This is a genomic window from Staphylococcus sp. FSL W8-0056 (assembly GCF_037963075.1).
Classification (GTDB): Bacteria; Bacillota; Bacilli; order Staphylococcales; family Staphylococcaceae; genus Staphylococcus; species Staphylococcus aureus.
The window spans coordinates 1541229-1558212 of the sequence record NZ_CP150142.1 but is presented as its reverse complement, the minus strand read 5'-3'; the positions used below and the strand labels follow the sequence as shown (position 1 = coordinate 1558212).

The following is a 16984-nucleotide window of genomic DNA, read 5'->3' as shown; positions in this document are numbered from 1 at the left end:
TAGATTTTGTTAATTTAAGAAAGAAGAACATTTAGTTCAGAGTTTAAGTTATAAATGGTTAGATTATATGAAAATGGTAAGCCAAGAAATGAAATTATACGCGAGTATGATTTAACACCTTTGACGTTAGGAAAATGGATAAAGTAACATCAAAACAAGGGTACATTCAATCACCAAGATAACTTAACAGATGAAGAAAAAGAGCTGATTATGGGGCAAAAATAGAAGTCATTCAAAAGAATGCACATCAATATTCAGTACCAGCAATGTGTAAAGTCCTAAAAATACCAAGAAGTACCTATTATGATTCTATAAAAAGAAAAGATAATAAAATCACTAAAGATGATTCAAACGTAGAACGTGCCGCCATAAATATTTTTAATTCTAATAGAAAAGTCTTTAGTACAAGACGAATTAAAAATCATTTAAATGACAAGGGTCTCACTGTATCTGGACAAAAGATAGGTCGATTATGAAAAAATCTAGTTTCTGTTTATATGAAAGCTAAATACAAAAATCATCAAATAGAAACTAATGAAAAACGAATTAAAAATCATTTGAATCGCGCTTTTAATAGAGAACAACCAATGGAGACATTAGTAAGTGATTTGACATATGTAAAAGTCGGAGGAACATGGCATTACATATGTTTATTTATAGATCTATTTAATAGAGAAATTGTTGGTTACAGTGCAGGTAAAAATAAGGACGCCAATTTAGTATCAAAAGCAATCAGCAGAATAAATCATAATCTTGAACAAATCAAACTATTCCACACTGATAGAGACAAAGAATTTGATAATCATTTGATAGATGAAGTCCTAGAAACATTTAAAATAAAACGTTCATTAAGTACCAAAGGTTGTCCTTATGATAACGCAGTTGCGGAAGCAACGATGAAAGCAATGAAAACAGAATTTGTAAAACAAATGCAATTTGAAAACTTAGAACAGTTAGAAACAGAATTATTTGATTATGTAAATTGGTACAACAATTTTAGACCACATTCTTCATTACAGTATTTGACGCCAGTGGCATTTAAAAATATACACATGAAAACTGTCTAAAAAATGTTGACATACCACTAAGTGAACTATTAAAACCAAAAGAAATTTAATACAATTCAAGACCATGCAAACTCATTTATAAACATTGTCCGTTTATAGATAGGTATGCGTGGTCTATTTTATAAAATATATTTAATTACAGGTTTAAACATCTATAACAAAATCTCAACAGCAAAAAATAAATCTCCATTAATCATTTATCTAGACTCAAGGAAATCATATATTTCTATTCCTTCTAACATATCGTCAATTTTAATGAGTAGTTTCTCTACTAATATTCTAGGCAAATAGGCACGTGCTTTGGTGGCTTGCATCCATGCTGGTTTTGGAGTATATTCGCTAATGTACCAATCAATGACTGTTGGTTTGATCATTTGACATAATCCAGCCACACCAAATTGGCCATTGGATTCTTTTGTAATAATTGCATGTAAAATTAAATGCTCGATTAGATCACAGTACACTAAGTTTTCTTTCTTTTGAACGTTGTATGAGTACTTAAATTCGGAAATGAATCTTAGGTCAGATAAGTTTTGGAATTTGTCTTCGCTTATGTGATGACAATATAATCCTTCGCTAGCTCTAGTGTATTTTCCTTTTGAAATACTTTTGATTTCTCCATTTAAAAATCGCGTGTATGATTTTTCCTTATAATAATCATCGGTTACAGCGCCATATTTATTTAAAAGGTATGCTACAGCTTGCGAGTAAGTAGCGTCTAATAATTGACTATATTCATTATATTTAGCTGTATATTCGTTTTTCTCCACTTCAATATACCTCTTTTCAAACTTTATGATATGAAATGCTTGTAATTTACAAAGAATAAAATCAGTACTCACGTAGTTACATTCGACTTTTATATGTCTATTACTCTTGTATAATACGCCAATTGATTAATATTTTGTCATTGAATTCCACATTTTTGTATTGATTTAATAGTTCTTCAGTTCTTTGTAAACAGACTGTAACTGTATCTTCAATTGATAAATTAAATGCTGCAAAGTCTTCTAACTCTGTCCCTTTGTGAATTAAATCGATAATGTCTGGTTTCACACCTAGGGAAGAGAGTGATTCCATCATATAAGGTGTAAAGAGGGTATGCTCTGCATTGTCGATTGAAATAATACCGAGTTTAAGTTGATTAAAAAGACCATGCATAGTCATTAAGGTGTATTTTCAAGTTGTTGTATATTCTCAAATGTTATCATAGTTTTTCTCCTAAAAATTACAATTAATCAAAGTATACCCTTATTTAACTTTAGTTTCTGCTGAATTTTTTGCATGGTTATCATGTTTTTCTTCTTTATTAACAGCATTTTTATCGTTTTTATCAACGGCTTTTTGATCTGGTGTATCATTTTGAATGGCTTTGTTATTATCATTGTCATGATGTTGAATGTCTTCTGACTCACCATCTGTTTTATCATGATCACTCATACCTGGGTTGTATTTAGGGCTTCTCTTTTTAAATGCTTCAAATTCTTCTTTATCTTTTTCTGACATATCATCAAAAATATTAATAATCGTACCATTGTGTCGATTAACAATAGCGCAACGTTTTAAAGGTGTGCCAACTGCATCGCGGACTAGATGTTCAACATAATATTCATGTTCATTACTCCGTTCAAGATTTGTTTTATAATTTAAAGTTTGATTTTCGTTAGCACCTCTTGCTTTGTAATCGTTTCGAACGATATCTTCGGCTTCTTGTGGTGTCATTTGCTTTTCTGTATTTGACTGTGTAGTGTTGTCAGTTTCTTGCGTCTTTTTAGTAGTGTCATTTGATTTACTATTATTTTCTTTATGTTGATTAGCACCGCAGGCAGTTAATAGTGAAAATGATAATGTGATTGCAACGATAGCTTTGAATTTCATTTTTTAATCTCCTTATATTGCTATGTATATTTATTTTTACCGAAAAAGAAGGGTAGCTGAGCTACCCTGAAAATTTATTCTGTTGAAGCATCATACATGTTATTTTCGTTGTGATTATTTTGACTAGGTGGTGCTTCACTAGTGGTAGGTTTGCTCTGGGGCATGGGCTCTACAGTAGCAGTTTCCTCATTAGATTCACTTTTTTCTACACTAGATTTATCACTTTTAGACGCATTCTGTTTATCCTCATCTTTACTAGACTTTTCGCTATCTTCAGAATCAGTATCCGCACTAGAAGTTGTAGCAGGTGTAGTAGCCGAAGCTTCATAATTTACATTATCGCTATTTGAACTCGCAACAGCTACTTCTGTATCTTGCTTGTCTTTTTTAGCTTTTGATGTTTTTTTAGCATCGGATAAATCAAATGTAATCTTCTTGACGCTAAATAAACTAGAAATAACTTCTAATTTTTTATCTTTTGCGTTGGCTATGTTTTCTGACACATCGAAAACAATTTTACCTTGTGCAGTGCTATCAGGATTTATACGCTGTAAGAAAAATGAATTTTCTATACTACCATTGTCACTTTGATTAGCAGACATTGAACCTGTATTATCTGCTTCAAATGTTTTATCACCGGATTTTAACTTAAACATTGAACTATCAATTGTTAACGCTTCTTTACCTTTGTTTTTAATCGTCACATCAGCAACGACAAATATACCTTTAGCGTTTGTTGGTGCAAGAGACGGTCCTACAGATTTCATAGTTTCCACTGAATTTACAGTGACTTCAAGGTCGCCATTTTTAACAGTTTCACCGATTTTATGGGTTTTGTTCGCTTCTTTAGAACTATTTCCACCAAGGTTACCAGTGACACCAGCTGTACAAGCTGAAATACCGATGATAATTAAAATAAATAATACTAGACAACCACCACAACCCCAGAACCATCCTTTTTTAGATTTCTTTTGTCCGTATTGCTGGTGCTGTTGGTTTTGTTGATTTTGGAAAGCTTGGAATTGTTCCCATTGTCTTCGTTCTTCTTCACTTTTGAATTGATTGCTCATGCCTAAAAAATCTCCCTCATTATTTACTATGTGATTAGTGCATAAAGCTAAATACAATTTGAATTCAATTCGCTTGTTGTTTAATTTTTATCAGGTTCACATGCACGATTATCTTTATCTCTATCTAAATGTGGACGATATGCTGGATGATCGGCAGTGACACCATTCGGATAAACTTGTCTAAGTTGCTTACAATTAGCAAATGATTGTTGCCTGTTTGTTTCAGTTGATGGTGAGGTCTTAGGTTGCGTGGATTGATGATGGTTACTTGATTGTTGCTTTTCTTTTAAATCATCTTTCAAGTCGTCTTGTGATTTATCTTCTGCAACGTTTGGTGTGTTAATTTCATCATCTGATTGATCTTTTGTTGTTATTTCATCAATTTCATGTTGATTATTTTCAGTATTTTCATTTGCGGGTACTTCTTCGGTTGATTGTAAATCCTCATCTGTAGCTGTTTCTGATTTTTCCTCAGGCTTATCTTCATTTTTATTTTCATCTTTTTGAGTTAATTGCGTTTTTGATGATTGATTACTAGTGGAATTGTCATTATTACTAAACATCATTGAACAGGCTGATAATAAGATTATTAATAAAATAAAAGAAATAAGGCAACCGCCGCATCCTTTTAACATGCCGCGTCTTTCAGAATTTTTAACAGATTGGTTTTGATTCTTGTTGTTCTCTGTATTCAAAGGTAAATCTCCTCTATATTTATATGTTATTTTCATGATTTACTACATAAAACCTGGATGCATTTAAGAGGGAGTTATTAAGTGTAAAACGCTTTCACTATATCACATAATCATATTTTACCAAATTAGTAGTGGAAATACTTTAATTTTTTTCAAAACTTTAAAAATATTTTTGGATTGTAGAAGTGTTAATTTAATAATTGTAAAGTTGTATTACGACTCAAAATGACACGAACATGACAACATAATTTAACAAAATAATAATTTCTATTTGCTATAATATATTGTATTTATTTTTAGAGGTGTTGCTTTTGAAAAAGTTTTTAAAATTCAAGGGGATGAAAATATGTTTAATGCTATATCTACTGATTTTTTTAAGTAGTTGTGGCACAAATAATAAAATAGTAGGCCAACGATTTGAAATACAACAACATAATGAAACAATAGGTAGTATTTACTTTTCAGCAGACTATGCACATATAAGAGGTATAGAAAAAGGCACTGCAAAATATTTCATAGACAAAGTAGGCAGCAAACGTTACTTATTTATTGAATATATTCCGGATAATGTATTGAATTGCAAGCCGGACTTTTGGAAAACGTTAAAATATAAAAAGGACAAGGTAACATATTATGTATATCTCATTGAAAATTTAGATGATGAAGTATTCCATTTAAGTGCATTACAAGACATGAATCGTATACCAATTGACATTGCAGATGATGTGGCAACAATGGGTAAATCACCACATCAAAATGACAGAATGACACTAAAATTAAATAAAAATAACTGATAATAGTAGACGAATGATATAACGATATGTATTGAGCATTATAACAATCATATCAATGAATCAATTCGTCTACTTTTTTATATTTTTAAACATAACCACTGCTAGAATGTCATAAAATCGTTATAATTATAATGTAAATGATTTTGGAGGAATAACGCATGGACTTTTGGTTATATAAACAAGCACAACAAAATGGACATCATATTGCGATAACAGACGGTCAAGAATCTTATACTTATCAAAATTTATACTGTGAAGCGAGTCTATTGGCTAAAAGACTCAAGGCTTATCAACAATCTCGTGTCGGGCTATACATAGATAATTCGATTCAATCGATCATTTTAATACATGCATGTTGGTTGGCAAATATTGAAATTGCGATGATTAATACAAGGTTGACACCTAATGAGATGACGAATCAGATGAGGTCAATCGATGTACAATTGATTTTTTGTACCTTGCCACTGGAATTGCGAGGGTTTCAAATTGTATCGCTGGATGATATTGAATTCGCTGGAAGGGATATTACAACGAACGGTTTGTTGGACAACACAATGGGTATCCAATATGATACATCGAATGAAACTGTGGTGCCGAAAGAGTCGCCGTCCAACATATTAAATACATCATTTAATTTAGATGACATTGCATCAATTATGTTTACATCAGGGACAACGGGCCCTCAAAAAGCGGTGCCACAAACGTTTCGTAATCATTATGCCAGTGCAATCGGATGTAAAGAGAGCTTGGGATTTGATCGTGACACTAATTGGCTATCTGTCTTGCCGATTTATCATATTTCGGGTCTCAGTGTACTTTTAAGAGCTGTTATTGAAGGTTTTACTGTGCGCATTGTTGATAAATTCAATGCCGAACAAATTTTAACGATGATTAAAAATGAACGAATCACGCACATTTCGCTTGTGCCACAAACTTTAAATTGGCTTATGCAACAAGGTTTACATGAACCTTATAATTTACAAAAAATATTACTCGGCGGTGCTAAATTATCTGCCACTATGATAGAGACGGCATTACAATATAACCTGCCAATTTATAATTCATTTGGTATGACTGAGACATGTTCGCAATTTTTAACAGCAACACCGGAAATGTTGCATGCACGTCCTGACACTGTAGGGATGCCAAGTGCCAATGTTGACGTTAAAATTAAAAATCCTAATAAAGAAGGTCATGGAGAATTAATGATTAAAGGTGCCAATGTGATGAATGGATATTTGTATCCAACAGATTTAACGGGTACGTTTGAAAATGGTTATTTTAATACAGGTGACATTGCTGAAATAGATCATGAAGGTTATGTTATGATTTATGACCGACGTAAAGATTTAATTATTAGTGGCGGTGAAAATATTTATCCATATCAAATTGAAACGGTAGCGAAGCAATTTCCAGGTATCAGTGACGCAGTATGTGTAGGGCATCCTGATGATACTTGGGGCCAAGTGCCTAAATTATATTTTGTCAGTGAAAGTGACATTTCAAAGGCACAATTGATTGCATATTTATCAAAACATTTAGCGAAATATAAAGTACCGAAACACTTTGAAAAGGTTGATACTTTACCTTATACATCAACGGGTAAATTACAGAGAAATAAGTTGTATAGAGGATGATTTGATGAAGTTGACAGCTTTGCATTTTTATAAATATAGTGAGCCATTTAAGTCACAAATTGTAACACCGAAAGTCACTTTAACGCATCGTGATTGTTTGTTTATCGAATTGATTGATGACAAAGGAAATGCATATTTCGGGGAATGTAACGCTTTTCAAACAGATTGGTATGATCATGAAACAATTGCTTCAGTGAAACATGTAATTGAGCAATGGTTCGAAGATAATAGAAATAAATCATTTGAAACGTATGAAGCAGCACTAAAATTAGTAGATTCATTGGAAAATACGCCTGCTGCAAGGGCAACTATTGTCATGGCATTGTATCAAATGTTTCATGTACTGCCTTCATTTTCAGTAGCATATGGAGCGACAGCGAGCGGCTTATCAAATAAACAACTAGAGTCATTGAAAGCAACAAAGCCGACCAGAATTAAATTAAAATGGACGCCTCAAATCATGCATCAAATTAGAGTGTTACGGGAATTAGACTTTCACTTTCAATTGGTTATAGATGCAAATGAGTCATTGGATCGTCAAGATTTCACACAGTTACAGCTATTAGCGCGTGAACAGGTTCTTTATATCGAAGAGCCATTTAAAGATATCTCCATGCTTGATGAAGTAGTGGATGGAACAATACCTCCAATAGCCCTTGATGAAAAGGCAACATCGTTGTTGGACATAATTAATTTGATAGAATTATACAATGTGAAAGTTGTTGTATTAAAACCATTTCGTCTAGGTGGCATTGATAAAGTGCAAACGGCAATTGATACTTTGAAAAGTCATGGTGTAAAAGTGGTTATTGGCGGCATGTACGAATATGGTTTAAGCCGTTATTTTACAGCGATGCTTGCTCGTAAAGGTGATTATCCAGGAGATGTTACACCAGCAGGTTATTATTTTGATCAAGATGTGGTTACTAAATCAGGCATATTAAAAGAGGGGCGACTCGAATTTCGCCCCCCTTTAGTGGATATAACTCAATTACAACCATATTAATGGTTATGTTTATGTGAATGCTTGCTTGCTGACTTGTCTTTTTTTAACGGAACAGGGTCAAAGCCACCTTTATGAAGCGGATGACATTTTAAAATACGACGGATGCCTAAATAAAGGCCTTTGAAAGCACCGTGGTATTGAATCGCTTCTCTAGTGTACTCTGAACATGTTGGATAAAAACGACAAGTTGGTGGAGTGAGTGGCGAAATGAAACGTTGATAAAAATGAATCATCGCCAAGAATATCTTTTTCATAATTAATGCCTCCAACGATAGTAATTAACTATTATATTAACATACAATGTAGGGATGTGATGCGCGTGAAGTTTAGGGATAAAGATAATCGTCAAGTTAATTTGACATTTAAAAAGGATAATGAGATAGCAGATGGCAATCATGTGCTAGCTATTCCAACGTTTAAAAATCAATTGCTTTTTACCAAACATAATTTACGGGGGATTGAATTTCCTGGTGGTAAAAGGGAACGCGGGGAAAGTAGTGCTGAAGCAGTTACCCGTGAATTATATGAAGAAACAGGCGCCAAAGTTAAAAATATTCATTACATAGCACAATATACCATTGAAACACATGATCAAACTGATTTTGTAAAAGATGTATATTTTATCGAAGTTGAATCATTGGTAAGCAAGAACGATTATTTAGAAACAGCAGGGCCAGTGTTGTTTAACTGTATCAATGATATTGAACTCGCACAACGGAGTTTCTTACTGCAAGATAGTACCATTTTAAAATGCGTAGAGAGGGTGCAATCACTTGGATTTTATCAAACGTAAACGAATGCCAATTGAATCTTTTACGCATCAATTCGAAGAAATTACATATTTGTCAGATGACTTACAAGTAAAAGCTTTAATGATGACACCACATCATGAAGTAAATCGCATTGTAGTTTATTTGCGAGGTGGCAAAGGTCAAGTAGGACGTGTGCGCGCAGGTAGATTAATGCAATTTTCAGATAGTCAAACTTTAGTGATTGGGCCATACTACCGAGGTAACAATGGGAGTGAAGGTAAAGACGAATTTTACCGTGGCGATTTAAATGATGTGACGCAATTATTAAGGTTGCTACATGATAAATATCCACATGCATTTATCCACATGGTTGGTTTTTCGCGAGGTGGTTTACAAGGATTGTTGACATTTCAAGACTTACCAGTAACAAGTTATACAATCTGGGGTGGTGTCTCAGATATTGATTTAATGTATGAAGAACGTGTCGATTTAAGAGGCATGCTACGAAGAATGATTGGTCATCCGAAAAAAGATCGAGCGGCATATGAGGCACGCCAAGCGATTCCAAACATTAATGAAAACAGTCCGCCAATATTAATTGTACATGGAGGGAAAGACCAGCAAGTTGGTATTCATCATGCGTATTATTTAGCGGACCAACTAGAGTTAAAAGGTGCCACGCATGAAACATTTTATCAAATGGCAGAAGGACATGTGCCAAGACCACCAGCGATGGTTGAAACATTGACTTATATTAAAGAGTTTATGAAACAAGTTGAGTTGCATAGCTAGTATGAAACGTGGTGTGCGCATGGGAACTATCAAGCTTTGAAGATGTGTGATATACGTTGAATGAGGGGTATGCGCTTTCAATGAAAATGTGCTCCATGCAGATAACTGTATGTGCTTTTTGTGAATAGGAACAACTTGCGTTGAGTTAACGATAAGTACTTTATGCAAAGTGGGGCAACATGCATAGCGTAAGGAACCGGTACTTTATGTGAAGACGTGCTGCTTCCATTAAATGAGTGATGCGAGTTTGGCATGAAGGTCACCTTAAATGTGCATTGTTGTAATAAAATTGCCTATAAATTTTTAGCACATAAAATAAGAGGAGCCAACCATTGTTAGACTATAACAACGGTTGGCTCTTTAATTAGTATTCAAATTTATTTGTTGAAGCTACCTTTTTCAGCAATATGTTCAACTTTTTCACCAAATTTTTCGAAGTTCTTTTCAAAACGTTGAATTAAATCTTCTGCTTGTGCTTTATATTTCTCTTTGTCGCTCCAAGCATTAATTGGATTTAAAATTGTTTTCGGTACATCTTCAATTTCTACAGGAATGCTTAAACCAAACGTACTATCTTTTGTATATTCTGCATTTTTCAATTTGCCAGAAATCGCTTGGTTTACCATTTGACGTGTGTAATGTAAGCTGATTCTACGTCCTACACCATATTTTCCGCCAGTCCATCCAGTATTAACAAGATAAACATCAACATCATGTAAATCGATAAGTTCACCTAATAAATCAGCGTAAACAGTAGGGTGTAACGGGAAGAACGGTGCTCCGAAACATGTTGAGAATGATGGTTCAGGTTCTGTCACACCACGCTCTGTACCAGCTAATTTAGAAGTGAAACCACTCAAGAAATGATACATTGCTTGGTCTTTATTTAACTTTGAAATCGGTGGAATAACACCAAATGCATCCGCAGTTAAGAAAATAATTGTATTTGGATGTGCTGCTTTTGATGGTACTACAATATTGTCAATGTGATTAATTGGATAAGCGGCACGCGTGTTTTCTGTATAACGATTGTCTTCAAAGTCCACTGAACCATCTTCTGCAACTACAGTGTTCTCTAAAATTGCACCATATTTGATTGCGTCAAAAATCTGTGGTTCTTTTTCTTTGGAAAGATTAATTGCTTTTGCATAGCAGCCACCTTCGATATTAAAGACCCCGTTTTTATTCCATCCGTGTTCATCATCACCGATTAGTTTACGGTGTGGGTCAGCCGATAAGGTTGTTTTACCAGTGCCAGATAGACCAAAGAATAATGCAACATCGCCTTTTTCACCAACGTTTGCTGAGCAATGCATGCTCATAATATCTTGCATCGGTAAGAGATAATTCATTACAGAGAAGATACCTTTTTTCATTTCACCAGCGTATTCAGTACCGCCGATTAAAATGACTTTGTGTTTAAATGAAATAATGACAAAGGTTTCAGATTTAGTACCATCAACTTCTGGATCTGCTTTAAAATGTGGTGCAGAAACGATAGTGAAGTTAGGTTTAATCTTTGTAGCTTCTTCTTTTGATTCAGGTCTAATAAACATATTTTTAGCAAATAAATTATGCCATGCTAATTCATTGATGACTGTAAGTTTTAACATTGTATCTTTATCGCTACCAGCGTAGCCTTTAAATACGTATAGTTCATCTTTTTTATCTAAATAGTCTAGTACTTTATGGTATAACTTCAAGAAAGTTTCTTCATCGATAGGTTGATTAATTTCTCCCCAATCAATGTTATCTCTATATGAAGGTTCAGAGACAAAAAATTTGTCTTTAGGCGAACGACCAGTATATTTTCCAGTACTTGCATTAACAGCACCAAGTTCTGTTAATACCCCTTCGTTATTGTCTAAGATTTTATTATAAAGTTGTGTCGTCGAAAGTTGAAAATGTGACGTTGGTTTTTTCAGTAATTTGTCAATTTTAGTTGTTTCAGTGTATGTGTCTACTGACATCCTAAATCCCTCCAAAGCGATAATTTAAATGTAAGCCTTTACATTTAATTAGTATAACACATTAACATAATTAATCTACAATATTTTACTGTAAATTTATTTGTGAAAAATTGACATTAATTCATTAATTAGGTACTATTATTTTTAACGGATTCTCTTATCCTGAGTGGTGGAGGGACATGGACCCAATGAAACCCAGCAACCTCTTTTTTTATAAAAGAAAGGTGCCAAACCGTTTGCAGACAAATAGGTCTGAACGATAAGAGCGAATGGACGTATTAGGCCTTCTCTCTATATTAATAGTTAGAAGGTCTTTTTTATTTAGCTCACAGAGAGAGAATTTTCGTAATATAAATTTAAAGGAGCAAACTATGTTAAATAACAAACGATTATTTACTTCAGAGTCTGTTACAGAAGGACACCCAGATAAAATCGCTGACCAAGTGTCAGATGCAATATTAGATGCTATTTTAAAAGACGACCCAAATGCACGTGTAGCTTGTGAAACAACTGTTACAACAGGTATGGCATTGATCGCCGGCGAAATTTCTACAACAACATATGTTGATATTCCGAAAGTTGTTAGAGAAACAATTAAAGAAATTGGATACACAAGAGCAAAATATGGTTATGATTATGAAACAATGGCAATTTTAACTGCGATTGATGAACAATCACCTGACATTGCACAAGGCGTGGATAAAGCATTAGAGTATCGTGATAAAGATAGCGAAGAAGAAATTGAAGCAACAGGTGCAGGTGACCAAGGTTTAATGTTTGGTTACGCAACGAATGAAACAGAAACGTACATGCCTCTAGCAATTTATTTATCACATCAATTGGCAAAACGTTTATCTGATGTGCGTAAAGATGGTACGTTAAATTATTTACGACCAGACGGTAAAGTTCAGGTCACTGTTGAATATGATGAAAATGATAACCCAGTACGTATTGATACGATTGTCGTATCAACACAACATGCTGATGATGTGACACTTGAACAAATTCAAGAAGACATCAAAGCGCATGTCATTTATCCAACTGTTCCAGAAAACTTGATTAATGAACAAACTAAATTCTACATCAATCCTACAGGACGCTTTGTAATCGGTGGACCTCAAGGTGATGCAGGATTAACAGGACGTAAAATCATTGTTGATACGTATGGTGGCTATGCACGTCATGGTGGCGGATGCTTCAGTGGTAAGGATCCTACAAAAGTAGACCGCTCAGCTGCATATGCTGCACGTTATGTGGCTAAAAATATTGTTGCAGCAGGTTTAGCAGATCAATGTGAAGTACAATTGGCATATGCGATTGGTGTTGCAGAACCAGTGTCAATTGCAATTGATACATTTGGAACAGGTAAAGTTTCTGAAGGACAACTTGTCGAAGCAGTTAGAAAACACTTTGACCTAAGACCTGCAGGCATTATTAAAATGCTTGATTTGAAACAACCGATTTACAAACAAACTGCTGCTTATGGTCATTTTGGACGTACAGATGTATTATTCCCATGGGAAAAATTAGACAAAGTGGAAGAATTAAAAGACGCAGTAAAATATTAAGATGAATTTAATATAGCTAAATAAAAGATTTTCGGTATATAAATGATAATATGTATCGAAAATCTTTAGCTTTTCTATTATAATTAAAGTTATTCATATATTAAAAAGGAGCGTTGTTGTGATGGATTTATCTTCACCGGTAGTCATTGGACTCATTATTGCAGTAGTCATTGCATTAATCTTTTTTGTCCTTTTCTTAGTTGCCTTAGGTAGTAAGAAAAAAGTTAAGCGACAAACAGAAGAAAAGTATGAACAACAAGAACAAAACATTAAAAAGTCTCATGAAGAAGCTTTAGAGAAAGAGCGTATTCAAAATAAAAAGACAATTACAAAACAACAAGAAGATTATAATCACATGGTTAGTACAAAAGATCGTGAGATTGACGCATTAAAATTGTTCTCGAAAAATCATAGTGAATATGTAACGGACATGAGATTAATTGGTATTCGTGAAAGATTAGTTAAAGAAAAACGAATTCGACCAGAAGATATGCACATTATGGCAAATATCTTTTTACCAAAGGATGGCTTTAATAATATTGAACGAATTAGTCATTTAGTATTAACAAGAACTGGTCTTTATATTATTGATTCTCAATTGTTAAAAGGTCATGTTTATAATGGTATTAGTGGCGGTCAATTTAAAGATTTACCACCAATGGAACAAGTATTTGATACATTGGATTTAGATAAATCTAGACCACAAACTATTGTGATGGATCAAAATGATGACAAACGTTCATTATCTTTTGTAAATTATTCAGATCAAATTGAGGCGATTAAACAATTGGCTGAAGACTTACAAAAAGAATTAGGTGCCAAATATACGCCAACTTCAATTTTATACTTTAATCCTAAAAATGAAGGCGATGTAACGATTTCAAATTATAATCAAAATAGTGCTGTCAAAGTGCTTGTCGGTGCTGAACAATTAGACGAGTTCTTTAACAAATTTGTATTCCATGGTCGTATTCAATACAACGTGGAAGACTTACAACAAATGATGGATAAAATTGAATCATTCAATTAAATGTTAGGCTGAAGTGATGACTATATGTTGTGACTTCGGCTTTTTTAGTTTGTCATAAATTAAACATAATTGCTTTTACAATTTGATTAATGTTTGAGAGATATTACTAGAATTTTAGTGGTTGATTGCTCTAAGTGTTTTTTCTCATGTATTCAACTCAGATTTGTTATGATAACAGGGTATAATACATCAAAAAGGTGAGGCGATATTTATGGAGGTTAAAACATTTTATAATGGAAACACGATGCCACAAATTGGTTTAGGGACATTTCGTGTGGAAAATGATGAAAATTGCATGGAAAGTGTTAAGTATGCCATTGAACAAGGATATCGTAGTATTGATACCGCAAAAGTTTATGGGAATGAAGAACAAGTAGGTGCTGGCATTCGTGCCGGATTGGAGTCAACTGGTATTGCTAGAGAAGACTTATTTATTACTTCAAAATTATATTTTGAGGATTTCGGTCGTGAAAATGTAGCAGCTGCTTACGAAGCTAGTTTATCTAGATTAGGTTTAAAATACTTAGATTTGTATCTAGTACATTGGCCAGGCACGAACGAAGCCGTAATGGTTGATACATGGAAAGGTATGGAAGATTTATATAAAAATAATAAAGCTAAAAATATAGGTGTCAGCAATTTTGAACCTGAACATTTGGAAGCTTTGTTGGCACAAGTGTCAATTAAACCTGTAATTAATCAAGTTGAATATCATCCATATTTAACGCAACATAAATTGAAATTATATTTGGCAGCACAACATATCGTGATGGAATCTTGGTCACCATTGATGAATGCACAAATTTTAAATGATGAGACAATTAAAGACATTGCTCAAGAATTAGGAAAGTCACCTGCCCAAGTTGTTTTAAGATGGAATGTGCAGCATGGTGTGGTTATAATCCCTAAATCGGTAACACCAAACAGAATCTCTGAAAACTTCCAAATATTTGATTTCGAATTATCAGATGAACAAATGACGCGAATTGATGGTTTAAATCAAGATAAGAGAATTGGACCTGATCCAAAAACTTTTGAAGGATAGATTAAAATCACTCAACTGATGAAAAGGTTAGATGAATTGTCAGGGCTTGGGACATTAAGTTCTTAGGCAATGTAAAAAAGTTGATTTCTATTAATTATTTGATAGAAATCAGCTTTTTTGATATGTATTTTATAATGTACAGCTCGTTGAGCTGCTATTTTCCTTATATTAAGTGCCATTAATACAAAACCTAGCTCTCGTTTAACATTATTTATTCCTCGAACTGACATTCGAGTGAAACCCAAAATAGCCTTCATAAATCCAAAAACAAGCTCTACATCAATTTTTCTTTGACTATAGATTTTTTTCGTTTCTGGTTCAGAAAGCTTTTGATTAATTTGGGCTTTAAAGTATTCCCAATTATAATTCTTCATGATTTTCTTATTGGATTTCGAATTTGGTTTCATGCATTGTTGCCTCAAAGAACATGCTGAACAGTCATCGCATTCATATAGCTTGAAGTCACGTTTAAAACCATATCTATCATTACGGTATGCATATCTTTTAAAACCTATTCTTTTGTTATTAGGACATATAAATTCATCATTAAGTTCGTCATATTTCCAATTTTGAGTGTTAAAAATGTCACTTTTAAACTTTCTAGTTTTATCTTTAATAAACATGCCATACGTAATAAGTGGCGTTTTATTAAAATCATCTATAATAGCCATATAGTTTTGCTCACTATCATAACCTGCATCAGCTACAATATACTCTGGTAAATAACCGAAGGTATTTTGAATCATTGTTAAAAATGGAATTAAAGTTCTAGTATCTGTTGGGGTTTGAAATAGGTCATAGGATAAAAAAATTGAGAATTTGTCGCTATTTGTAAATTGTATCCTGGCTTAAGTTGGCCATTTTTCATATGGTCTTCCTTCATTCTCATAAAAGTTGCATCATGATCAGTTTTAGAAAAGCTATTTCTATCTTTAAGAATCGATTTTTGTTCTTCATATTTATTTTTTCTTTCGGAATAATCATCAAATTTCTTTTTGAACTTCTTAATCTCAGTTCTTTTTTACGGGTCTGTTTTCTAATTTGAGCACAATCTTCGTTCTAAATAGAATGATTTAAATCTTCGATTTCTTTATCTAAATGACTACCAATTAAATCTATTTCTTCTCGTGATTTTGAATACTTTTCTTCCACACAAATGTATATCTATTGGCATTAGCTTCTACTTATGTACCATCAATAAAAATTGAATTATTATCAATAAGATTTTGCTTTAAACATTGACTATGGAACTGAATAAATAAAGATTCAATTAACGCATCAGTATTAGGATTCACTCTAAAACGATTAATAGTTTTATAAGAAGGTGTTTGATCTTGAGCTAACCACATCATTCGAATACTGTCATGAAGTAATTTCTCTATTCTACGACCAGAAAATACAGATTGAGTATATGCATATAAGATGATTTTTAACATCATTTTTGGATGATAGGATGTTGCGCCACGATGATGTCTGAATTCATCGAATTCGCTATCAGGTATCGTTTCAACAATTTCATTTACATATCGCGAAATATCATTTTAAGGAATTCTAACAGAAGTTTCTATTGGTAGTGTAAGTTGGGCAAAGTGTCTTATTTTTTTAAAGTATGTAAAAGTAAAATTACATGTTAATACGTAGTATTAATGGCGAGACTCCTGAGGGAGCAGTGCCAGTCGA

Annotated in this window: 14 protein-coding genes, 3 pseudogenes and 1 riboswitch; of the genes and pseudogenes, 9 read left to right on the top strand and 8 right to left on the bottom strand. The window is 33.3% G+C overall.

The features are described from left to right. Window positions 1-54 precede the first annotated feature (54 nt). Window positions 55-1067, top strand: a pseudogene (locus NSS86_RS07650) (IS3 family transposase). A gap of 197 nt (window positions 1068-1264) precedes the next feature. Here NSS86_RS07650 and NSS86_RS07645 read toward each other — a convergent pair. From NSS86_RS07645 to NSS86_RS07625, 5 genes and pseudogenes are all read right to left on the bottom strand, one after another. After that, window positions 1265-1837, bottom strand: a complete 573-nt coding sequence (locus NSS86_RS07645; RefSeq protein WP_000414216.1) for a hypothetical protein — start codon at window positions 1835-1837, stop codon at window positions 1265-1267. Between the two features lie 100 nt (window positions 1838-1937). Next, window positions 1938-2278, bottom strand: a pseudogene (locus tag NSS86_RS07640) (DUF3969 family protein). Between the two features lie 40 nt (window positions 2279-2318). Beyond that, entirely contained in the window at window positions 2319-2945 is a 627-nt protein-coding gene (locus tag NSS86_RS07635) for a hypothetical protein (protein ID WP_000669024.1), read from the bottom strand. A 74-nt stretch (window positions 2946-3019) separates the two neighbouring features. Then, window positions 3020-4015 (bottom strand): DUF4352 domain-containing protein, encoded by a 996-nt coding sequence (locus tag NSS86_RS07630; protein WP_000070642.1) that lies wholly within the window; start codon window positions 4013-4015, stop codon window positions 3020-3022. Between the two features lie 80 nt (window positions 4016-4095). Then, window positions 4096-4746: an excalibur calcium-binding domain-containing protein gene (locus NSS86_RS07625; RefSeq protein ID WP_001795210.1), complete on the bottom strand. Its 651-nt coding sequence runs from the start codon at window positions 4744-4746 to the stop codon at window positions 4096-4098. Window positions 4747-5048: 302 nt separating this feature from the next. On the opposite strand from NSS86_RS07625, the gene NSS86_RS07620 reads away from it, so the two are divergent. The 3 genes from NSS86_RS07620 to menC all read left to right on the top strand — a co-directional run bounded on the left by NSS86_RS07620 (window position 5049) and on the right by menC (window position 8147). Beyond that, window positions 5049-5504 carry a DUF4909 domain-containing protein gene (locus NSS86_RS07620; protein WP_012840523.1) on the top strand — a complete coding sequence of 152 codons (456 nt, stop codon included), beginning with the start codon at window positions 5049-5051 and terminating at the stop codon, window positions 5502-5504. 158 nt (window positions 5505-5662) lie between these two features. Continuing rightward, window positions 5663-7141, top strand: coding sequence for an o-succinylbenzoate--CoA ligase (gene menE / locus NSS86_RS07615; protein ID WP_000348364.1), 1479 nt, complete (start codon window positions 5663-5665; stop codon window positions 7139-7141). 4 nt (window positions 7142-7145) lie between these two features. Beyond that, window positions 7146-8147 carry an o-succinylbenzoate synthase gene (gene menC, locus NSS86_RS07610; protein WP_000778528.1) on the top strand — a complete coding sequence of 334 codons (1002 nt, stop codon included), beginning with the start codon at window positions 7146-7148 and terminating at the stop codon, window positions 8145-8147. Here menC and yidD read toward each other — a convergent pair. Next, entirely contained in the window at window positions 8144-8401 is a 258-nt protein-coding gene (yidD, locus tag NSS86_RS07605; protein WP_000718107.1) for a membrane protein insertion efficiency factor YidD, read from the bottom strand. The two genes, menC and yidD, sit on opposite strands and share 4 nt — an antisense overlap. A 65-nt stretch (window positions 8402-8466) precedes the next feature. Here yidD and ytkD point away from each other — a divergent pair, with 65 nt between their 5' ends. Together ytkD and NSS86_RS07595 are read left to right on the top strand one after the other, a co-directional pair. Then, window positions 8467-8940: an RNA deprotection pyrophosphohydrolase gene (gene ytkD / locus NSS86_RS07600; protein ID WP_000672013.1), complete on the top strand. Its 474-nt coding sequence runs from the start codon at window positions 8467-8469 to the stop codon at window positions 8938-8940. Between the two features lie 4 nt (window positions 8941-8944). Then, window positions 8945-9691 carry a prolyl oligopeptidase family serine peptidase gene (locus NSS86_RS07595; RefSeq protein ID WP_001822900.1) on the top strand — a complete coding sequence of 249 codons (747 nt, stop codon included), beginning with the start codon at window positions 8945-8947 and terminating at the stop codon, window positions 9689-9691. 377 nt (window positions 9692-10068) lie between these two features. On the opposite strand, the gene pckA is transcribed toward NSS86_RS07595, so the two are convergent. Next, window positions 10069-11661, bottom strand: a complete 1593-nt coding sequence (gene pckA / locus NSS86_RS07590; protein ID WP_000109906.1) for a phosphoenolpyruvate carboxykinase (ATP) — start codon at window positions 11659-11661, stop codon at window positions 10069-10071. A 154-nt stretch (window positions 11662-11815) separates the two neighbouring features. Continuing rightward, a riboswitch (SAM riboswitch) is annotated at window positions 11816-11927 on the top strand. Window positions 11928-12032: 105 nt separating this feature from the next. Here pckA and metK point away from each other — a divergent pair. The 3 genes from metK (at window position 12033) to NSS86_RS07575 (ending at window position 15304) form a co-directional block, all read left to right on the top strand. Continuing rightward, the gene (metK, locus tag NSS86_RS07585) at window positions 12033-13229 is read left to right on the top strand and encodes a methionine adenosyltransferase (protein ID WP_000933820.1); all 1197 of its coding nucleotides are present in this window, start codon (window positions 12033-12035) and stop codon (window positions 13227-13229) included. A 121-nt stretch (window positions 13230-13350) separates the two neighbouring features. After that, entirely contained in the window at window positions 13351-14259 is a 909-nt protein-coding gene (locus tag NSS86_RS07580) for a nuclease-related domain-containing protein (protein WP_000366163.1), read from the top strand. A 211-nt stretch (window positions 14260-14470) separates the two neighbouring features. Further along, window positions 14471-15304 (top strand): aldo/keto reductase, encoded by an 834-nt coding sequence (locus NSS86_RS07575; RefSeq protein ID WP_000453306.1) that lies wholly within the window; start codon window positions 14471-14473, stop codon window positions 15302-15304. Between the two features lie 62 nt (window positions 15305-15366). Here NSS86_RS07575 and NSS86_RS07570 read toward each other — a convergent pair. Continuing rightward, window positions 15367-16902, bottom strand: a pseudogene (locus NSS86_RS07570) (IS1182 family transposase). Window positions 16903-16984 lie beyond the last annotated feature (82 nt).